This window comes from Calothrix anomala FACHB-343, assembly GCF_014696435.1.
Classification (GTDB): domain Bacteria; phylum Cyanobacteriota; class Cyanobacteriia; order Cyanobacteriales; family Nostocaceae; genus Aulosira; species Aulosira anomala_A.
The window spans coordinates 1-22,097 of sequence record NZ_JACJQG010000001.1 but is presented as its reverse complement, the minus strand read 5'-3'; the positions used below and the strand labels follow the sequence as shown (position 1 = coordinate 22,097).

The 22,097-nt window shown below is 36.5% G+C and carries 20 protein-coding genes; 3 read left to right on the top strand and 17 right to left on the bottom strand.

The features are described 5' to 3' along the window. Window positions 1-81: 81 nt before the first annotated feature. The 3 genes from H6G08_RS00100 (at window position 82) to H6G08_RS00090 (ending at window position 1,409) form a co-directional block, all read left to right on the top strand. Window positions 82-432 carry a YkgJ family cysteine cluster protein gene (locus H6G08_RS00100; protein ID WP_096642124.1) on the top strand — a complete coding sequence of 117 codons (351 nt, stop codon included), beginning with the start codon at window positions 82-84 and terminating at the stop codon, window positions 430-432. Window positions 433-614: 182 nt separating this feature from the next. After that, window positions 615-1,043, top strand: a complete 429-nt coding sequence (locus tag H6G08_RS00095) for a TMEM165/GDT1 family protein (RefSeq protein ID WP_190538275.1) — start codon at window positions 615-617, stop codon at window positions 1,041-1,043. A gap of 78 nt (window positions 1,044-1,121) precedes the next feature. After that, a complete protein-coding gene (locus tag H6G08_RS00090) occupies window positions 1,122-1,409 on the top strand; it encodes a TMEM165/GDT1 family protein (protein WP_190538440.1) in 288 nt (95 codons plus the stop codon). Window positions 1,410-1,520: 111 nt separating this feature from the next. Here H6G08_RS00090 and H6G08_RS00085 read toward each other — a convergent pair whose 3' ends face one another. The 17 genes from H6G08_RS00085 to H6G08_RS38455 form a co-directional block, all read right to left on the bottom strand. Next, a complete protein-coding gene (locus H6G08_RS00085; protein ID WP_190538274.1) occupies window positions 1,521-2,012 on the bottom strand; it encodes a DUF4149 domain-containing protein in 492 nt (163 codons plus the stop codon). 456 nt (window positions 2,013-2,468) lie between these two features. After that, window positions 2,469-4,205 (bottom strand): carbamoyltransferase family protein, encoded by a 1,737-nt coding sequence (locus tag H6G08_RS00080; RefSeq protein ID WP_190538273.1) that lies wholly within the window; start codon window positions 4,203-4,205, stop codon window positions 2,469-2,471. A gap of 64 nt (window positions 4,206-4,269) precedes the next feature. Then, entirely contained in the window at window positions 4,270-4,782 is a 513-nt protein-coding gene (locus tag H6G08_RS00075; protein WP_190538439.1) for a YdcF family protein, read from the bottom strand. A gap of 67 nt (window positions 4,783-4,849) precedes the next feature. Next, window positions 4,850-5,638 carry a Uma2 family endonuclease gene (locus H6G08_RS00070; RefSeq protein ID WP_190538272.1) on the bottom strand — a complete coding sequence of 263 codons (789 nt, stop codon included), beginning with the start codon at window positions 5,636-5,638 and terminating at the stop codon, window positions 4,850-4,852. Between the two features lie 116 nt (window positions 5,639-5,754). Next, window positions 5,755-6,657, bottom strand: a complete 903-nt coding sequence (locus tag H6G08_RS00065; RefSeq protein WP_190538271.1) for an FkbM family methyltransferase — start codon at window positions 6,655-6,657, stop codon at window positions 5,755-5,757. 6 nt (window positions 6,658-6,663) lie between these two features. Next, entirely contained in the window at window positions 6,664-7,431 is a 768-nt protein-coding gene (locus H6G08_RS00060) for a glycosyltransferase family 2 protein (protein WP_190538270.1), read from the bottom strand. 30 nt (window positions 7,432-7,461) lie between these two features. Further along, window positions 7,462-8,112 carry a class I SAM-dependent methyltransferase gene (locus tag H6G08_RS00055; RefSeq protein WP_242046026.1) on the bottom strand — a complete coding sequence of 217 codons (651 nt, stop codon included), beginning with the start codon at window positions 8,110-8,112 and terminating at the stop codon, window positions 7,462-7,464. A gap of 43 nt (window positions 8,113-8,155) precedes the next feature. After that, complete coding sequence (locus H6G08_RS00050) at window positions 8,156-9,328, bottom strand: glycosyltransferase (protein ID WP_190538269.1); 1,173 nt, start codon at window positions 9,326-9,328, stop codon at window positions 8,156-8,158. Continuing rightward, complete coding sequence (asnB, locus tag H6G08_RS00045; protein WP_190538268.1) at window positions 9,325-11,115, bottom strand: asparagine synthase (glutamine-hydrolyzing); 1,791 nt, start codon at window positions 11,113-11,115, stop codon at window positions 9,325-9,327. The genes H6G08_RS00050 and asnB overlap by 4 nt, the downstream gene beginning before the upstream one ends. A 177-nt stretch (window positions 11,116-11,292) precedes the next feature. Further along, on the bottom strand, window positions 11,293-12,429 hold the full coding sequence (locus H6G08_RS00040; protein WP_242046025.1) for a glycosyltransferase: 1,137 nt from the start codon (window positions 12,427-12,429) through the stop codon (window positions 11,293-11,295). A gap of 421 nt (window positions 12,430-12,850) precedes the next feature. Further along, a complete protein-coding gene (locus tag H6G08_RS00035; protein ID WP_190538267.1) occupies window positions 12,851-14,020 on the bottom strand; it encodes a glycosyltransferase family 4 protein in 1,170 nt (389 codons plus the stop codon). Window positions 14,021-14,129: 109 nt separating this feature from the next. Then, window positions 14,130-15,620 carry a hypothetical protein gene (locus H6G08_RS00030; protein ID WP_190538266.1) on the bottom strand — a complete coding sequence of 497 codons (1,491 nt, stop codon included), beginning with the start codon at window positions 15,618-15,620 and terminating at the stop codon, window positions 14,130-14,132. Between the two features lie 65 nt (window positions 15,621-15,685). Then, on the bottom strand, window positions 15,686-16,891 hold the full coding sequence (locus H6G08_RS00025) for a glycosyltransferase family 4 protein (protein ID WP_190538265.1): 1,206 nt from the start codon (window positions 16,889-16,891) through the stop codon (window positions 15,686-15,688). Window positions 16,892-17,050: 159 nt separating this feature from the next. Next, entirely contained in the window at window positions 17,051-18,352 is a 1,302-nt protein-coding gene (locus H6G08_RS00020) for a glycosyltransferase family protein (RefSeq protein ID WP_190538264.1), read from the bottom strand. Window positions 18,353-18,395: 43 nt separating this feature from the next. After that, a complete protein-coding gene (locus tag H6G08_RS00015) occupies window positions 18,396-19,583 on the bottom strand; it encodes an acyltransferase family protein (RefSeq protein WP_190538263.1) in 1,188 nt (395 codons plus the stop codon). Between the two features lie 202 nt (window positions 19,584-19,785). Beyond that, window positions 19,786-20,616 (bottom strand): FkbM family methyltransferase, encoded by an 831-nt coding sequence (locus H6G08_RS00010; protein ID WP_190538262.1) that lies wholly within the window; start codon window positions 20,614-20,616, stop codon window positions 19,786-19,788. A 51-nt stretch (window positions 20,617-20,667) separates the two neighbouring features. After that, complete coding sequence (locus H6G08_RS38455; protein ID WP_190538261.1) at window positions 20,668-21,948, bottom strand: glycosyltransferase; 1,281 nt, start codon at window positions 21,946-21,948, stop codon at window positions 20,668-20,670. Window positions 21,949-22,097: the final 149 nt, after the last annotated feature.

The window sequence follows — 22,097 nt, the reverse complement described above, 5'->3', positions numbered from 1 at the left end:
CAAATGACTATTGTACAGACAAGGGTTCATCGCGTCTCTGACCATTGACCATTGACCATTGACTATTGACTATTGACTATCATGACAACTTGGCAATGTATTAAGCAATGTGGAGCCTGCTGTAATCTTGATCCAGCAGATCGTCCAGAGATAGAAGATTATCTGACACCAGCAGAACTCGAACTTTATATGAGCATGGTGGGTGAAGGCGGATGGTGCGTGAATTTTGACCATATCACGCGAGAATGCCGCATCTACGCCAATCGCCCGCGTTTTTGCCGCGTCGAAGCCGAAATATTTCAAGATATGTATGGTATTGAGCCGGAAGAGTTAAACGATTTTGCCATTGACTGCTGTCGCCAACAAATAGAAGGGGTATATGGCGATCGCAGTTTAGAACTGATCCGCTTCAACAAAGCCGTCGGTTTTTAAATTGTACAGACGCGATTCATCGCGTCTCTGGAAAATATTACGATTCATCGCGTCTCTGGAAAATATTACGATTCATCGCGTCTCTGGCAAATATACGATTCATCACGTCTCTTGCAATTTATTACAACAATCTGAGAAAATGAGAGAAATATGAAAACAATCTAGAAATCAAACTACTGCCCGTGAAACTTGATTCTGCACCACCAAGCCTTTCTAATATCTCTCAGACTGAAAACCAGCTAGAACTACAAGATAGTACCGATATTAACGTCACAACAGCAACCCTTGAGCCACTTCAGCCTGTAGTCGCCGATAGTCCCAAAAAGCCAGAATCAGTAGCAATGATTTTTGGTACTACCTTCATCACCATTTTTCTTGCAGAAATCGGTGATAAAACTCAGCTATCTACCTTATTGATGAGTGCAGAATCTCACGCGCCTTGGGTAGTGTTTATGGGTTCTGCAGCAGCATTAATCACCACCAGCTTATTAGGAGTCCTCTTAGGAGGATGGATCGCCACTAAGCTAAGTCCCAAAACCGTAGAGAAATCAGCAGGTGTGATGTTATTGCTCATTTCCATCATGCTGTTTTGGGATGTAGTAGTTGGTTAATAGTCATTTGTCATTTGTCATTTGTCATTTGTCATTTGTCAACCGTCAACCGTCAACCGTCAACCGTCAACAAATAATATGGATTGGCATCTTTTAGGACTAAGCTTTATTACAGTTTTTTTATCAGAATTAGGTGATAAGAGCCAGCTAGCTGCGATCGCGCTTTCTGGACGCAGCCAATCTCGGCGGGCGGTGTTTTTTGCTACTGCTATTGCTCTCATATTAACTAGCTTATTGGGAGCATTAGCCGGGGGAGCCGTTGCAGAGGTTTTACCCACAAGGTTACTAAAAGCGATCGCGGCTGTAGGATTTGCGATACTCGCTGCACGCTTGTTATTTTTTAACGATTCCGAAGAATCAGCATAGTCAATACAAAACTCGCAAAATAATTACCATATATCAATTAGGGGGCACAACAATGTTGTACCCCCTAATTTTGGTTAATTTTATTGAAGATAATAGCTTAAGATTGCAATCTTAAGCTTCCTGTTTCCAGCAACAGTTTAAAAGCAAACCACCAGCTATCAGTTTGATAACTTCCAATACCCAATAACTACCGTGGAGCAAATTCATCGCTGCGGGAATAGTAGTTTCCGCATCAAATGCATTGAGATGTACACCAATCGCACTCATCTGTGGCGTTAAGAAATAAGTATCAAGCAAAGCTATAACTAGCAGTAGCACAGATAAAATAATACCCTTGTGCCGCCAGTTGAGATGGGTTTGGCTTAAAGCTAGTACACCAGTTAATACTACAGCAGCCGACAATAATTCCACACGATTAAAGTTCCAAAAAATCACATAGCCAACTGTAGAAAAACTAGCTTGAGTCATCATGCCAGAAATGTATAGGCTAGGCATAATTACCCAATCTAAAAGTAGGCTAGCACCCAGCCAAAAGCCTAAAGTTAATAGGACAGCAGGTCGCCAAAAGGACTGCTTAAATTGAACGTTAGAAATAGTATGCATAAGAATAATTGCTGTGTTGTATTTCTAGTGTCGAGCTGTAGGCATGAGTTTGACAACACTTATCAATTATCCTTTACAAACTAAGTGCAACTGGGGATAAAAACAGCAGTATTATTGAGTTTTATTACTTAAATATTCAATGTGATAATTTTATTTAAAATATCTATTAGTCATTGGTCATTTGTCTCCTAATCCTTAGCCTCTAGCAGATGTAGGTTGGGTTGCGCTGCGCTTAACCCAACAAGGATCTTGAAAGCTTAACCTAGATTTTGGTGTTGGGTTTCCTTACGTCAACCCAACCTACCAAATTAGGTAGGAAATTCAGCGATCGCTTCAATAGCTAATAGTTACATTTGATGTAAGCATATCTGTGAACCTGCCCCTACAGTCATTGCTTCAAATCGGGAAACCAGTCCACGGTACTGGCTCCCCATCCCAGACAATCAAATGCCAAATTTATGATTTGATATCTTTGCGTTCAATATAATAAGAACCCAAGACTAAGGCATCCATGTGAGTTCTCAAGAAGCATAAAATAGCTTCTGTAGGAGTCCGAACAATGGGTTCATTTTCATTTAGGGAAGTGTTAAGGATTAGGGGAACCCCAGTGCGTTGAGCGAAAGTATTAATCAAGTCCCAATACAGGGGATTGGTTTGACGACTGACACTTTGTAACCTACCAGTACCATCCACATGGGTAACAGCCGGAATCTCTTCTCGCTTTTCTGGACGGATTTTAAAGACTTTTTCCATGAAAGGAGCAGGCTCATCAATTTCAAAGTATTCACCTATCCGTTCCTCAAGAATACTGGGAGCGAAGGGACGAAACTTTTCCCGAAATTTGATTTTGAGGTTGATAATATCCCGCATATCTACACGACGCGGATCGGCAATTAAGGATCTATTACCCAAAGCTCTAGCCGCGAACTCCATTCTCCCTTGGAACCAGCCAACTACTTTGCCTTCACTTATGGTATCAACAACTAAGTTTAATAACGCTTCTCTTTCTAAGTGTAATGGTTGTAGATCGTGAGCCTGCAATGCTAATAAACATTCTTCATCAGAAAACTCACAACCCCAATATGCATGATCTAAAACAAACTGGCGCGGTTGCTTAAGAATTTGATTCCAAACAAAAAAGGCGGCTCCAATAGAAGTACCATTATCAGCCGCACCTACAGGAATATAGACATTTTTAAAGGGTGTATTTTGCGTAATTTTACCATTAGCAACGGAGTTCATCGCTACACCGCCCGCTAAACAGAGATTTTCGCTATTATAGCGATCGCTTAATCGATTCAGTAAATGAAAAATGATTTCTTCCGTCACCGCTTGCACAGAAGCAGCTATATTTTGATGCTTTGTTGTCAGTTCTGAATTAGGTTGACGCGCCGGGCCGAGTAATTTTTCTAACTCTTGGCTATGAAAAGCATCAACCTTGGGTATCCCACCATCCCATGTCATCGCAATACCTTGCTCATGGTGAGTGAAATAATCTAAATTCAGTTCAAAACCATCTCCGTGAGGATAAATAATTCGCCGGAAAGCTTCTAAATATTCTGGTTCTCCATAAGGAGCCAATCCCATCACTTTATATTCATCGCCATAAGCTGGAAAGCCTAAGTAAAGGGTAATGGCGTTGTACAGATAACCAATAGAGTGAGGATAATAGGTGCGAGAGAAATATTCTAAATGGTTACCTTCGCCTGCTGCTGACAGGGTACTCACAAAGTCCCCCATGCCATCAACAGATAAGATAGCCGCTTTTTCAAAGGGAGAAACTAAAAACCCACAGGCTAAGTGAGTTGTATGGTGTTCTAATGTATGAATCTGAGCATGAATATCTTCTGGTTGAATGTAGCAAGCGGCTGCTAACTGTTCCTTCAAACTTGCAGATTTACTTTGTTTGTTGAAGCGATCGAGGAGTGAAGAAAGTGATGGACGTTGTTGCAGCGTAAATAATAACTTACGATTAAGATTAGCTTTAGGGTTAAAAGATAAAGCTACATGCTCTAAATCTGTGGCACTAATTCCGCCTACTTTTAAACAATAGCGAATAGATTCAGCCGGAAAACCCGCCCAATGTTTAACTCGATTAAATCTTTCTTCTTCAACTGCTGCTACTAGCTGACCATTTTGAATTAGACAAGCTGAAGCATCGCCGTGGTAAGCATTAATTCCGAGGATATTCATGTGAGTTTTACTATGATTTATTAGTTACGTTTAAGGTGATACTACTTTTAACCCCTAGGTAAAACTAAGGTTTGAAACTAGCTCCAGTACGTCCAGTAATAATCCACAAAACAGAACGACCACTATCGCGAAGGATGTGGAAGATTGATTCTTGAGGTTTATTGGAGAAGATAGATACAGGAGTGAAAGTAATGCCTTGACTACCGAGAACAATAATAGCTATAGTTTTTGCTCTCGGCATATGATAATTGGAAGTAATTAGATAGAGATGGTGAATCTGGTGTTGTTTGAAATTTGAGACGAGAGAAGTAAAGTTAGTAACTGTGTCCACAGCACGGTAATCGAGGTGAAGGCGGCTGTTTGGGATATCTGCGTTATGAAATATGTCACGGGCTTGCTTCGGAGGTATACCGCTAGAAACCCAGATTTCAAGATTAGGATGTTTTTGGGCAAATTGAGCAGTAAATTTTTCTCTCTCTGAACCGCCACCAAGGGTAAGAATAGCTTGAGGGTAGGGGGCTTGGTAAGATGCGATCGCAATTCGGAGAGGAATTACACTCAACAACACCACAATCATTGTGGCTAAAGTTAATAGCCAATATTTTCTGATTTGTCTATACAACTGTTATATCCTGGGAAAAAAGCTAAATTTCTTCAGGATTAATCCCCAGTTCTCGCAGTCTTTGTGCTAATTTACCAGCCTTTTGTTCTGCTTGTTCTGCACGTTGACGTTCCTGTTCTGCACGTTGACGTTCTTGTTCTGCACGTTGACGTTCTTGTTCTACTAACTCACTTCCCCAAGGTAATAAATTACCAGATCGATCCCACCAGCGTAGCCAGTAGCCTTCTAATTCTGCTTTTTTCCCCATCCACACCCCTAAAAATAAACCCAAGGCTTCTATCCAAAAGCGTCCGTTTTCATCTGGGGATTGTTGTTGATACTTACCCTGCTCTAATAAATGAGTTTCTAATACTCCGATTTGCGGATGAAAAATTACGTATACGGGAATTTTTAAAATCTGTTCGTAAAAGTACCACTTACCATAAGGATAATGGGGATTAATTGAATATTCTCCTCCCTCAGTGGCGGAGATAAATTCCATGACTAAAGCTGGCTTGTCTCCTTCTGCATGGGGAGTATAGCTGCGGCGAATTTCTCCTGCAGGTAAGGGATGAACCGATGGGACATAAACCCAATCGGGCGCTTTAATGATAGTTTTGTCACCGACGGTGGCACAAATACCAAAATTAGAAGCAATCAACATTGATTCGAGAATCAAACCTGCTAATTCTAGGGATTCTCGCAAGGCGGCGGCTAACAGGGGTTGTAGATTACTTTCCACAGGTTCATCGGGCAAAGGAAAATCAGCAGGTAGTTTCTGCCAGGTAATCGGTGGTAGGGCATTTGCCGGGTGACCTTGGAGAACTGTCATGGTCTGATTTAGGCGATCGCTAGCAGGGTCGATTTCTTATATTATACAGACTTGGATTGATTAAAGCCGGGATGAGTGCGATCGCATTTCACATCAATTACTTAAACTGAGTAATGCTAGACAGGCGAACTTGCTAATGATTTTTCATTCAGGCGATCGCGTACGAAATCTATGGCAGAATCTGCGATTGCTAAAACGTTATTGCCTTTTTGTTGTGCAAGTGTAATTGAATGTATTTGGTTAGTATCAGCATCATATTGATACAAACTATAACCATAATCTTGTAGAAATTTTACAACATCCTGCTTTTGCAGCCCAAAATTATTTACTGCATCATTTATTTCCATAATCCAAACATAAGGACGCTGTTTTTTTAGTAAAGAAACCGCTCCCTTGAAAGCTAAAATTTCTGCTCCTTCAATATCTATTTTGGCTAATGTAAGATTAGCAGACGATTCGTACTTTAGTAGATTTTCAAGAGTGTCAGTAGGTACTTTAATTGTGTTATCAGTCACTTGATCGGTCATAAATGGCATAGAATCTCCCTCAGCCAGATTAAGAGCAGTAGTGCCAGTAAAGTCAGAAACTGCTATTGCATATGGTTTAACCTGCTGTAATTGATTTAATTCAATATTTTGTGTTAAGCGAGAATAATTTTTAGGGAGTGCTTCAAAGCTATATATTAAACCAGATTTAATTTTAGAAGCTGCTAAAAGTGTATATATACCTACATTAGAACCAATATCTAAAAATGAATCACTGCCTCTTAAATACCGTAACAGAAAATTCATTTCATCATAGTCATATAGCCCACAGTATAATGCCGCCGCAGCCGAATAGCTATCAGGATGGCAGCGAATTTTAATATTAGATATCAGTTCTATATCAAGATATTTATGAGTTAAGCGTTTATAAAATTGCCAGCCTATAAATTTGAAAATAGATTTAATTCGTTGATTTTTGCAGTTGGGATGCGACCAGATATAGCGCAAAGTGCTGACAGCAAATATATTACTCATAAATTATTATATCCTTAATTTTTCTGCTTCAATTAGATAAATGGCTAAAAGAATTTCAGCTAATGCGCGTTGGAATGCATAATAACAACCACGCCAACCGTCAAGAATACCACCTTTAATAACTAGGCAATAAACTAATATAATTATCGGTGCAAGAACTTTCTGTTTACGGATGCGATCGCCTAAGCTGAGTTCGTTATTGGGAGTTTCTAGCAATTTTTTAGCTTCAATCAGCATGTAGCGATCCTGTGCCCATAACCAACGGCTTAAGGGTTTGCGATCGTCATGATAAATGTAACCAGATAGTAATCTAGAGTTTCCCTTGATACTGACTCGGTGAGCATGTCCATCATCTACATAAATTGCTTTTTCTTTTTTATATAACACTTTGCGAGGTGGAAGTAGCGCTCCGCGTAGTGGCTTTCCAAAAATGCAATATTTAAATTTTATGCTGTAACTGTCTGCATCTGTATCTGTTGATAGGGCTTGAATTTCTTTAATTAACTCATCAGTTAATACATAATCAGCATCTAAAGATAGTACCCATTCAGATGGGATTTTTTCTAAACCATAGTTACACTGAGATGCAAAGGAATCAAACTTTTTTTGATAAATTTTTATTTGAGGATAAGATTCTAAAATTTCTAGAGTTTTATCTGTGCTGTAACTGTCAATAACTACAATTTGATTTGCCCAAGTAAGTTGCCGAAGTGTGTAATTAATATTGGAAGCTTCATTATAAGTGAGAATGAGAGGGGTAATTTTTTCTAGCATTGTATGTTTATATAGAGTTGAATATGGTAACTACATTGGAGTGCTAGAAGATAACATTGATTTCCATAAATAGGGAAATCTACCTGCAAACTTAAATTTGATGTCTGTATAGTTTTCTGATTGAAGTAGCTCATTCATTGTTGCTACAGAAAAAAACTTGATATGTCCACCATCCCAGAGAGTTGTAAAGTGTTTATCCATTTTGCCAGAAACAGCAAGCATAATATTCTTGAGGTAACCATGATAAGGAGTGGTAATAATTAAACGTCCATTAGCTTTGAGACATTTTTTAACATTTCTAACTAATTCTTTGGGATAAAATAAATGCTCAATTACCTCAGAAGCAATTACAATATCAAATTTCTCTTCTAGTTCTTGATAAGGAAGATTGTAAATGCTTCCTTGAATAAACCGACAATTGGGAAAAGCAAGGCTCGCAAATTTTACACCAGACTCAGATTCTTCAATACCAACAACTTCATAACCATTATTTGCAATGAAGTTGCTTAAACTACCATTACCACAGCCAATGTCTAAAATCCGCAAAGGACGTTCTCTAAAAGTCATAGAAGCAGATTCAGCTATTAGATCTAATAAAGGTTTAGTAAGATAGGCATGATGATGTCCAAGTTCAGCATCAGCATAGGAATATTCATATTCATTAGTAATCATAAGCGTCATAAATTAAGGTTGATATTTGATAGCAAGAGAAACTAGAATTAGGTTAGTTTTTAATTATTTTTTGATAAATTGCAATCAATTTTGAGGCTACACGCTCCCATGTATAATCTTTTAAGAGAAATTGACGAGCGCGATCGCCTCTATGCTTTGCTTCCTCAGGATAATCTAGAGCTTGTTGTATAGCAGAAGCGATCGCATCTATATCCAACTCTGCAACATAGCCTATTTTTTCCTTTGCTACCATATCAGCTACAGCAACACCAGGAGTAACTACCACAGGAACACCAGCACCTAAAGCTTCCATGACTGCTACCCCAAAATTTTCTGAGTAAGATGTGAGCGTAAATAAGTCTGCACCTTGGATCAATAAATCTTTTATTTCTCCGCTGACAAATCCTGTAAAATGAGTGCGGTTTTGAATACCATGAGAAACTAACAAAGATTTAACTTCAGTTTCATAATCTGGAGAACCACTACCGGCTAATACCAAAGTAAAACGGTAGTCAGATAGTTTCCCTAAAGCTGGAATTAAATAATCTAAACCTTTTTTAGAATGTAGACGAGATAAAAATAAAATTATCGGTTCATCTGTAGGAAGTTTAAGATGTTGTCGTAACTGCTGGCGAGCATTAGGAATATTATTAACAATAGTAAGACCGTGAGGCAAAATAAAGCTAGGAGCAATTAAATTTAATTTCCTAGCTTCTTGCTGTTCTTGCTCTGATGTGAAATGAATATATTGACTATAATTAAGATTATCTTTTTCTATAAGCTTAAGATATATCTGCTTTTTACGAGTGCTTTGTTGCAAAGACCATTCACCCAGTTGTCCTAAAGGGCGAACAATATAAGGAACTCCCTTGAGACGAGCGATCGCCATTGCGGCGGTAGAAGCATAGGAAAAGATAGCATGAATATGTAGCAAATCATACTCATGTATCATCTGCCATAACCAAGTGGTTAACTTTCTGGAAAAAGCGAACTCTCGAATGGCGTGCTGTTGAGGAGAGAAGCGGGGAAAGAACCAGACTGGAACCTGTTGATATTGAGTGCGTTTTCCTAGAGGAACATCGAGCAGATCCAGTCCATTATCGTTAGTAGTAACAATTTCTGCATCAATATCGCCATCTCTGAGTGCTTTCACTATCTCTAACACTGCCTGACTAGGGCCACCTCTAACTGAAGCAACAGACGGAATTACATGGAGAATTTTCATGCACTAACTTGCTCCCACCAATATTTGAGAATTCCCAAACTCCAGCGACGATACCAAGGTTTAACAGGTATATTGTGGGGAATTTTCATATTTGGGAAACAATAACCAAACTCACCACTCATCCATTCTTCAAATGGAAAAAAGAACCCTTGCTTAGGACGATTAATGACCCATTCAGGTAACTCATGTACAGATTGAATTAATAGTTTTTTACCCTGAGCTAAACGAATTTGACTAGGAATTGATGCTACTGTTTCTAATAAGACTTTATCTACCAGAGGTACACGTAATTCTAGCCCCCAATTCATACTCATCACATCACTATCTCGCAGTAACTGATTACGCATATAACAACTCAGTTCTAAAAAACTAACTTCATCTTCTGGGGTTAAAAAATTAGCATTTTTAAAATTTGGAAGATTTGAGTTACTTGAAACTCCTAGCCATTGCTGAATAATCGCACAAGCTTCTGTATGAGAAAAAATTCCTCTAAAACTGCGATAAGCTGAATTAATACTAGGTGGTTGATATAAGAAGTCGCCTAAGCGCTTCATCTTAGGAACGTTTCCCCATTGTGCTAATCCCATACCTAAACTCTTGCTGAAACTAGGAAATTTTTGTATTTGTTTACTCCATTTCAGCATCTGAGGAACTTTTTGAAATGATTGATATCCGCCAAAAGTTTCATCCCCACCTAACCCAGATAAAACTACCTTCATACCACTGTCATGGGCAATTTTAGATACACAAAAAGTATTGAAGCCATCAATACTAGGTTGGTCGATTGCACCTAAAAATGTAGGCAATAAATTTTTAGCAAAAGATAATGTAGCTTTATACTCTGTATGTTTTGCACCAAAATGGTCGGCTATTTTTTGGGAAATTTCTCCTTCATTCCATTCTGATTCTGCAAAAGCAATGGAATAAGTATGCAACTGTTCTGTTTGTGTTTTTGTTGCTAAAGCCAGAACTGTTGTTGAGTCAATACCACCGCTAAGAAAAATACCTACAGGAACATCACTAATAAAATGATTTTTAATGGAATCTAATAAAGCATTTTGTACAATTTCTTGAGCTTCTACGGGTGAAATATCACTAGGAGTAAAGTTAATTTGCCAATACTGTTTTTTTGATGCATTTCCACCTTGCCAATATAGCCAATTTCCAGCAGCTAAACAATGAATATCTGCAATTAATGTGTATGGTTCGGGAACTGAACCAGTAACCAAATAGCCATATAAACCATCTATATTCAAATCAACTTTAGGCAACCCAGATGCTAAAATAGCTCTAAGTTCGGAAGCAAATACTAAAGTTCTACCAGATTGCCAATAGTAAAGTGGTTTAATACCTAAAGGATCGCGAGCTAAAAAACAAGTTTTTTCTAAATCATCCCAAATTGCAAAGGCAAACATGCCGCGTAAATGATGGACACAATCAGAACCCATTCTTTGATAAAGTTTTAGGATTACTTCTGTATCTGTTTGGGAATAGAACGTTTCACCTTGGGAAATTAAATTCTGTCGCAGTTGTTGAAAATTATAGATTTCTCCATTAAAAGTAATTGAATAGCGCCCATCACTAGTAGACATAGGTTGATGTCCAGCAGAGCTAAGATCAAGAATAGAAAGACGAGTGTGAGCTAAGGCTGCTTGTTGATCGCTTGAAATATAAATACCTGTATCATCGGGGCCACGGTGTTGCAATGCAATTTGCATCCGTTTAATTTGGGTTTCCAAGTGTTCATCATGGTAATTAAATCTAAGAATTCCAGCAATACCACACATATATAAAATTAGCTTTTGCTTATTTGATGATATAAAAGCATGAAAAATTTATTTTAATTTCTGATGTAAAAATCAATCATAAATAATTTTGCAAGAATATTATTTTATCTAAGTCCAGAAAAGTAGATAAATATAAAATGTTTATTTATAACATATTTAACAATAATTTCTAAAATATTAGAATTTATAAATATGTAATTTTTGCTTAAAATTCTCTTCCATGTATTTTTTTAATGTTTCTTGAAATCTATCAAATCCAAACAGATTAATTACTTCTTGGCGTAAATATTCTGGTTGATAAATTAATTTATTAGGATATTTACCCTGTAAAATTTGAATTATGCTATCAGCAATTTCCTTTACATCATCAGGGTTAACCAATGCACCTAATTTACCATGATCAAGAGCATCAATTGAACCATCTTGATTACCTCCTAGCACTGGTTTACCACAAGCTAATGCTTCTAAGTAGACAATACCAAACCCTTCCATTTTGCTAGGCATTGCAAAAATATCGCACAGATTGTAGTAATCACAAAGTTCAGAATCAGGAATAAAACCAGCTAATGTCACACAATCTTGTAATTTTAATTGAATAATCAACTCTTCAATTCTTGATTTATCGTTACCTTTACCAACAATAATATAGTGAACATCAGGAATAAGTTCACGAATTTGTGGCATTGCCTTCAGAACTTGATCGTAACCCTTATACTGTTCTACCTCTGATAGTCTAGCTACAGTTAAAATGACTTTCTGTTTTGCTTCTAATCCATATCGGTTTAGTAAATAAAGTGGTTTCGATGTAGGTTTAAAATTATTGGGATCAAATTGGCATGGCAAAAGAAAAACTTTATTAGGATCAAGATTTTGTTCTTTAATCAGGCGATCGCGTGTATAACTACTGATAGACAAAATTCGGTCTGCATGATGTAGATATTGGTTCACATGAGTACTTTGAATACCCCAAGCTTCTATACCATAAGTGATTACCCAGTAAGGTATACCTAATATACGCTTCAACCAATATGCTCCCACAATAAAATTGATGTGGCAAGCAATTACTAGACTAGGCTTTTTCCATAAACCTGTAAAAATTAGCTTAATTGCAAATATAAGTGTTCTTAGTGGTAAAGGCACAAAACCAGTGCAGTGAAGCTGGGTAGAATTTAAGCTAGATAAATTAGGTAATGGTTGGATATCATTCTTCAAAAAAACATCGTACTTAGCATTTGGGTAGATATTTTTTAGAGCTTGAAGAAAAAATAATGAGTATACTTGAATCCCTCCTTTAAATTTAAATATTTCTGGCATCCAAAGATGAAATGATAGATTGTTACTCTGATTCTGCATATTGATAATCAAATAGTTTGAAAGTTAATATAGGATTCATATTTGATTTTTGAACAAATACGTAGGGTGTGTTGTCGCGCAGCGCAACGCACCAACTCCCATAATACGGTGCGTTATCACGAAGTGTAACGCACCCTACTGGCGTGGCAAGGCTAAAATAGTGCAATAAATTTTGTAGGTTGGGTCGTTCGCGTTAGCGTCACGTAGTGAAGAATGAGACCCAACACATAGATCCTTGTTGGGTTTCGCAAAGCCTCAACCCAACCTACGCCTAATGCATCATTTTAGTCGTGTCAGTCCACTACATATACTTAGATTTTTTCAGAAATCAAATCGGATTCCTATAGCTAATTTAAAATATAATTAAATAACAACTATATATTTACTTTTTTAAAATGTGATCTATTGCTTGAGTTAGTCCCTGAGTAGCTTCCATATAAGTATATTTAGAGATAATCCTACGGCTTGTTTCTCCCCATTGCTGCAAGCTTTTTCTGTCAGAAAATGCTGCTTGTAAACTATCAGCCAATGCAGAAACATCACCCGCAGAAAAAATTAACCCATTTTTACCAGGATGAACTAAGTCTTGAGAGCAACCTACATGATTACTGACAATTACTGGGCGAGCTAAACACATTGCCTCATTAATCACCAGTCCCCAAGTTTCTCCATAACTAGGTAGTACAACCAAATCAGCAATTGCGTAAGTTCGTGGCATTAAAGATTGGTTTTGAAATGGAGCAAAGTAAATATTTTCCTGTCCTGCTGCTTGAGATTTAAGATCATCTTCTAAGATTCCTGCTCCTACAAATAACAGTGATACATTATCAAGCTTGGCTTGTAAAAAAGCTTGAAGCAAATCTATGGGACGTTTTGTCTCTTCAAATTTGCCTGCAAATAGAATTACTGCATGGTCTTGACGAATTCCAAGTTCTTGCTTCCAGGTAATGGCTTGTTGCTTGGCTGTTCTAGCTTGAGTGGAGAAGCGATCATTATCAATTGCATGGGGAGAAAAAAACAAATTATTCTTAGATACACCATGATATTGAAAGTATTCATAATTAGCTTTACCCACATATAAACAAGCGGCAAAATACCGATAAATTTGAGTAATAAACTGCCTACGCACAAAAGCTTTTATTCCTTTTATAGGTAATAAGCGGTGGGAATCACCCCGAAATAATAAAGGTATATTATGGGTATTCCAATTCCAGAGCAAGCGATAAATGCTAGCGTAGTTATAACTCATCAACAAAACCGCATCTGGATTGTAAGCTCTCACTTGTGATATTAAAGATGGATTCTGTAATCCCCAAAAGTGATGAGTACCAGGATTGGGGCTAACATTAGTTACAAATTCATATTCATAGCCATTTAATAATGGAATATCCCATTGAAAAGCTTGACCAAAACCCTCATCAACCTGTTGTTTTACACCAAAATCCCAAAGATAAAAAACTTTGATAGATAAACATCCAATATTAGCTAAATATCGAAACCAAGGAGCATAGTATTGAATTGGATGAGAAGTAACAATTGCCAGTTTTTTCATTTAAATAAAGTAGGCTATACGCAAATAGAGATAAATTTTACATATTTACTATCCGACTTTTGTAATTAAAGTAAGGAAATTGTTATATCTACTCCGAAAATATTTACCATTATTTTATAAATCTATCTAATTCAGTCCTTTGCTGACTGTAAGTATAAGGTAAATATGCACTAGGCTGACTGAGAAAAACCATTATTTTACGACCATAAAAAACTAATACAGCAACCGTGGATAAATATCTAACCACAAGTCCGCCCAGATGTTTCACAGCGCTAGTTTCAATTGCACTACCAGCAATTACTACTATAATACAGGCGCAAGCAAAGCCCAGTGGTTGGGGAAATTTATTGGTTGTTAAAATTCCAAAAAACTTACCGTAAAGCCAGCCTAGTATAAAGATAGGAAAAAACATACCCCAAGAGCCAAAGTCAATATAGCTTTCAGTTATATAACCTAAACTGATTGATGTTCCTTGATCTACTCCTGCAACTCCAAGACCTGTATAAAGATTAGTTTGAGCCGAATCATCAAGAGCAGCCTTATTGGGGTCGAGAATTCGCGGTACTAAAATATGTTCAATAGCTTGCCACCAAATAATTTCACCTTTCGGATTCATCAAATTATGCTCTCGATCAATTACTATTGCAAAAAATCGAGTGTAACCAATCCTTTGAGCAAGCTTATCTGATGCTGTATAAATATCTTTAAAACTAGTTTTATTTACTAAACTAAAAATATTATTTAGCCCTTGTTGCCAAGAAACTTGAATAACTTGTTGTGAACTGCCTTGATTTAAAAAAGCCCGTTGCTGAACCTTAATAGATGTCCAATATAAACCAAAAATTAATGTAATAGATAAAAGAAGCGACAATATTAATATACGTTTAGTTTGAGAGAAAGTTTTTATTGTAAGAATAGATAATATCAGCCAATAAAAAGAAAATTTGAATGTACTAAAATAACTAAATAACCCAATTAAAATGTTAGTTCCAATAACTATGGATAACCAAACAAATCCTCTAATTGTTGAAAATACTGTAAGGGTTAATAAAAAAATTAAAGCTTCTTTAAAAACTAAAATAACTAAAAAAGCTTGAGACAAGTTAGGAAGCAGTCTCACTAGTACAGGTTGCAAAAAAGATAACAGCAAAACCACAACAGAGGTAATTGCCACTTTTCTTGGCGATAGCATTACAAGATTGTCTAAAGCAGATGAAAACTTAGGTAGTGGATTTAAGCCATACCCAACTCTTATACCACAAGCAAAAGCTAATACTCCTAGTAATGACAAAGCACATGCCTCTGCATGATATGGTAGTCCGGTAAATTCATTAAGAGAAATACCTGCTGTATTGGCTCTAAAAATATCCATTCCCGCTTGCAACCACTGAAAACCAGAAGCCATTAATGCACATGAAAGTATAGAATTGAGACCAAACAGCTTAAATAAACCTGCTAGCACCAAAAATGCTAGTATTGTCAACCCCCAGTTTTGAAATGGTACGAAAAATAGTAATATTAATAGAAAAACAATGCAAACCAGCAAACTAAAAATATTGCTATTTTGTTTACTGTGAGAATTAATATCTAAGTTATGCATAACAAAAAATTATTTAATATTTTTAGAATTTTCATAAACTATGATTTTCAAAAGATAAAAACCTATTATTTATTCTTACAAGATTGGATAAAAATTTTCGCCCATTGTTGTTGAAATTTTTCTTGACTGAATTGTAGTTGTAAACTTGCACGGGCTGCTTCAGCAGCTTGATACCGCTCTTTTGGATGCTCCAAAAAGTAGGTGAGTCCTTCCACAAGAGCATCTACCGTTGCTTGTTTGCAAATATAACCATTTACTTTATGTTCGATGAGTTCGGGAATACCACCAACAGGAAACACAACTGAAGGTACACCAGCTTGCTTTGCCTCAAATACAACATTGGGAGAGGGTTCATCCCATATAGATGGACAAACATGGATATCTGCAAGCTCAAATAATTTTTGAGTGTCTTCAACGTAGTCTAAAAAACAAATTCGCTCTTCTAAGCCTGCATCTTTTACTTCAGTTCGTAATTGCCTTATTAACTCAGGATTCCACCTAGCATTGCCAGCTAACCACAGCACCACATTCTGCCCCCTGAGTATGAGTTTAATCATACTTTTTATCAGTAGTGGTACACCCTTATGTTCAGAGATTTGACCAACATATAATATTAAAGTAGCACTTTGAGGAAGCTTGGGTATTTCAATAGAATTGATACTTTTCTCTGGACGATAAGGAGGGGAGTTGTAAATAACTACTGGATCAAGAAAAGGCAGCTTTTGAGAAATTTTATCTGCTAAAAATTTGCAATTGCATACTAAAAAGCTTACACGATGAAAAATCAGACGATTAAACCATTGATGGACTTTTTTGGAAGAATGAATTTCATCTCCTGCACGATACACAAAAGGTAAACGCGACAATAAAATAAATGGTGCTGCATAGCTTAGACTTAACCAGTTTCCAGTGTAAAGATGTGTTGGTTGCCAGCGTTGTACTTCGCGCCAAATTAAAATATTGGTCGCTAAAACTCCCCAAAGATTAGTAGGCGCGCATTGCAAATAGTACCAGTGATAACCAAAAGGTACTTGAATCCATTCTAAGCTCAACTTATCTAAGTAAGGTGCAATGTTTTCAAGCCCCAATCGACTACTAATCACAAAACGAACTTTAAGCCCAATTTCACTGAGAGTTCGGAAAATTTCAATAGTTGCACGCTCATGTCCGAATAATTCTGAGCCACCAAGTAATACCAATACCCGAATTTTATCCAGACATAACTGCTGATTCTCCGTACTATTTAAATTAACTATTTGTCTTAAATCCATTTAGTAGAAACCTTGTTAGTCAAAAATAGAAATGACATAGTTATAAATTTTCCCGCCCACCTACTTACTGATGAATTTCACAATAATGACTGATTAGAAAGAAAAAACAAAAAAAGCTAATTTCAAGTAAGTTGTTAATCTGATTGCTTCTAGTTCGTACTAATTTAGACTTAAGTCAAAAATACAGCATTGCTGTCGCGTCATTTCTTTAGCAGTATAGGCTTTAAAAGCTGACCAGTCTGTTTCCGGTTGATACCCTTTTTGTAAGGACAGAAACCAATTAAGTTCAGCAGTTATCTGATTTAATAAATCACCAGGTTGGTTGCCTGAAGTGAAAGTTATAGCCCGACCTGCACGACATTTATTAAGAATTTTTATCACGGAACTCTGTTGATGGAAAATAGCTAATATTGGCTTTTTTGCCAAAATACATGGATAAAGTTTAGAAGCTGTGTAACCTGGATCGTCAGAACCAATTAATAAAATAGCATCACTATCTATTAAGGTTTGTAGGGCTTCAAAATAAGGGATACGGTAAGGATATTCTTCTACCAAATCAGCAACCCCTAATTCTTTGGCTATGGGTTCTACTGTTTTGACAGCTCGGTGATCGGATGCGTAACTAGTACCCACAAAATGTAATTTAATGGATTCCCAAACTTCAGGGTTTTGACGACGCTGTGATTGAATGCCTAAAAACAAAACCCGCAATGCAAATGACATAATATTACCTACTGCCCCTACGTAAACCCAATGGCGTTTACCATCTTTGGGATTAAATATTTGCTGCTGAATATTTAAAGAGGGGAGTTGTTCAAAATCAGACTCTGGTGCACCAAAAGGTAGAACTGTAAATTGTTCTGCCTTGAGATGTTTATAACGCTGTTGTAAAGTTTTTGGATATTCTGGTGAAACACTAATTATGTGATTAACATTACTCACCGCTATAGGTTCTAATATTTCTGCCTGTAGTTGAGAAAATTTATATTTCAAACGTCCGCCTGGTGGGCTTAATCCTGATTTTTCGTAGTAATCACTTAGCCAAGGATCTTGAAAATCTAATACGTAAGGAATATTAAAGCGACGATACCATCTAGCACCCAAAGCCATAGTAATAAATACAGTTGTAGAAAAATAAATTAAATCAAATTTTGTTTGGCTAAGGAGGCGATCGCCTGCTTGCAGTAAATAGGGAAAACACCGCAGTCCCAAGCTACCTATCCCCAGATGTTTAGTATATTGAAATGGTAATGCTTTGGTATAGGTAACTGGGATATGCTGAGGAATAGTTTTTGCTAGTAGTGAATCGTTAACACCTTCAATAAATTCTGGTCTTACCGTAAGAATGTGAGGTTTCCAACCAAATTCTTTAAAGTATGGCAAGGACATGCGCACCCTTTGATGGTCAGCTGCATTAATGGGTGGAAAGTGGGGGCTAATAATTAGAACTCGATGAGTCAAGGCTTTATTTTTACAGAAAAGGAATTATAACTGTTACTTAAACTTAGTTTGTAAAACGTTTTTTTAGAAAATTTAACATTGGTAACTCAACATATAAATATGTAATCACTCCTGAAGCGACCACAAGCATAAACAAAATATTTGATGCCCAAAATCCACCTATTAATTCATGTATTTTGAAATGTTTCATAGCTTTTGATAAAGCCGAAATAGCTGGGCCATGTGTTAAATAAATTGAATATGATGCTTCTCCCAAAAGTATCAGACCAGAAAATAATACATAGCGATTAATTAGACTTACTCCTGTATTTTTTCTGACTTTATCATAATTAATATCCTTTGAATAAACATTTTTATTCAATACATCAAGAAAAGCAAGACATAAGATTAAAATCATTGAGGTGATGCCATATATTAATACATGAACACCAGTTAATAAATTGAAAATTTTTATATTATAGTATCTTGCAAAACCTGACATGATTATGATCAAAGCGCAAAAAAGCACATTCAATTTAATTAAAACAATTGTTCTTGTAGATATCTTTTTCACATTGTTTAAGGTGTTAATTACTATTTTTGCAGCCAGACATCCGAGCAAAAATTCTATATTTTGAGGATGTGTTACTAATCTTATAACAGGATTTTGTATATTAATTTCAATTGCATAAAAATTGTAAATAAAAAGTACTAATATGATAGTTGACCAAATAATTATTATACTTTTTGAAAGTTTAGGTTTTAATACTATAATCAAACCAAAAATTAAATAAAATAGCATTTCATGAATTAATGTCCATCCAGAAACTAGGATTGGTGATCTATAGTTAGGTATTAAAAATAATGAAGTAAGAATAACATTGAAATTCAATTCATCCCCCTGTCCAAATGAAGGAATGATTGCATAAGCGGGTAAAATACTTAAGGTTACTATCCAGTAAATAGGATAAATTCTAATAATTCTTTTTCTGATAAAGCTGACAAATTTAGAAGGATCACCAATCAAATTATAGTTAGAATAAAAAATAATAAATCCACTCAGCACAAAAAAGATATCTACACCACAGTTACCCATGTAAAAATACTGGTCAAGATAATTTTCATTAAAGGCTGTTTCGACCACACCTGTTCCATGAATAAGAATTACAAGCAGCGCAGCAATTCCTCTTAATATCTGTAAGGAATTTAATTTTTTTTTGTTTACATAATTTACCCTATTTAAACTCATCATTTATTATTTCTTGAATAAAAGAACACTTTTTTATTAGAAGGCATAATCGATTGTTCTAACTAGATTCTGTTTAAGTAGTCAGACAGAATTAATTACACAAAGTCATTGCAAATGGAGCAAAGCGGAATGCAACAATCACAAGGGCTGGGATTGCTTCATTCCGCTCGCAATGACTGTAAATGTTTTCGTCTAAGTACTTACCCTATTTAGCCAAAAAATGACAAACTTCTGGTTCAGTAACAAAATCTGGTTTTTTATGAGTTTCCATAACAGTTACATTGTAACCAATACTTGTTAATAATAGGTTGCATTCATGAGCCAATTCACGAGAGTGAATTTCTATAAATAGTTGTGGCTTACATTTTTGTAATGTATCAATCGCACCATGTAAGACTAAAATTTCCGCACCTTCAACGTCAATTTTAATTAAGTTCGGTTTTTCTAGTTGACCAGACTGAACAAGGTTATCTAATGTATCTATCTGCACAGTAATCTTTTCATTTTCCTGCGCATTTACCTGAAAAGAACTAGCAGAAAGCTTTCCCATACTAGCTTCTGGCATAACTAAAAACTCAGCTTCGCCTTTTTGATCGCCTACTGCAATATTTTGGAGACTCATTGACAACAAGTTAGGATTTGCAGCCATGACTGCCCGAATTTGTTGACAATTATCAGGCAAAGGTTCAAAAATATACACGTTTTTGGCACCAGCTAAAGCAAGCACCGCGCTAAAAAAACCTCGAAAACCGCCAATGTCATAACACACATCTCCAGGAGTAACAGCTTCTGCTAAAGCAGTAGCAAACTCTACTTCATAAGTTCCTATCCAAATTGATTTATCTTGTGGTAAATGAACTGGATAGCTTAGTCCGCAGGCAGGGCCAGCATTGATAGTATGGAGAAACTTTTGTTCATTGAGAAACTGGTTGATTAGCCTGCGCTGAAATGAGGCAATCAAAGGCACATCCTTGATGCGGCTACGCCATTTCCAGGGAACAAATGAAATACTTTGTTGAAGTAACTGTGAAATCATTTCTAGACTATTTCTAATAAACTGCTTAAGGGTATTAAGATTGACAAAGTTTTAGCTAGCTATTTCTGCCACAGATTGGCTGATAGGTAATATATATTTTTGGTCACAAATTACACTAAAAGCTTGGGTAAGTTTCTCCATCTCGACTCTCCAATTTCCTTCAGACAAGGCAAAATTACGAGCATTTGTGCTTAACTCTTGAAGGTATGAACGGTTGTTGTATAAAGTCATAATTTGCTTTGCTAAATCATCGGCTGATCCAGCTTCAAATAACAGTCCACCATTTGATCGCTCAATAATATGCCTTAAACCTGGTAAGTCACTTGCAATTACTGATAATCCTGCCATCATATAGTCGAACATTTTATTAGATACTGTTAAATCATGGTTTCGTACACCTTTGCGTTCCAGGCACAAGCCAATTGTATAAGTAGCTGCCATCTTGATTGCTTCTTCTGGCAAATAGGGGGGATGGATGATGACTCGCTGAGTTATGTTGAGTTTAGCAATTCGAGTTTTTAATGCTTTCCCTCCATCGAGTGGGAGCCTTCCTTGTAGATGAAGTGTAATATCTTCAGGTAGTTGTGATAACGCTAATAAAGCTTCGTCAAGGCCACGCTGACTTAATCCGATAACAGAATTACGCCAGTAAAGTGTGAATTGTTTGGTATTCTTAGGTGGTAGGCTAGGTTCAATGCTGGGCACATTATAAAGTGGGAGGGGTCGCCTAATTCCATACTCTTTAGCAATCTCATCAGCCATTTGTTCGCTACTAGCAAGAACCAGTTTGCAATTTGAAAGCCACTTAGACTCTAAAGTACGGATCATTTTTTGTTCTAGTTTTGTTTGAGAGTCTCCCATATCTGCATGAAATTCCATTGAATCAAACATCAACAATGCACCAAGGCGTTTAGCAACCTGTGCACATGGAAGTAATGTATCAATGTTGTGTGCTAAATATATGTCAGCCTGCACCTCATTCAAAATTTGCTCAAGCCCTATGACATTTGTACTGAAAGCAGCTGGTAACAATAATTCAAAAGCCTGAAATAGCATCTGGGCTGTGCGGTTCCAGAGTCGATTCAACAATAAAGCTATGATGCTTGATTTACGATGTGGGTAGAAATGTGTACGCAGTTTAATATTTGGTATTTTATCTAACTGTTTTAAATAACTTGCTGACTCCCCCATAGATGCACACTCGATGAAAGTTACTTCAAACTCTGAACCAAGTTGTGCAATAGCAGCAGCGTGACGCGGTGCACGGGGTTCACGATCTGCTCGGTAGGAAGTGCAAACACACACTTTTATAGAAATATTTTTCTTTTTCACGCTTAAATGAGAAATTGTTTATAAATGTTCATTACTCAATTTTTTTGGTTCTTTAGGACTTGTTATGCTAAACAATGAAATAAAAAGGCAAAAAGCAGTAAAAAATTCATCCAAACAATGAACAAAAACCTTGTTCTACTTGACACAGA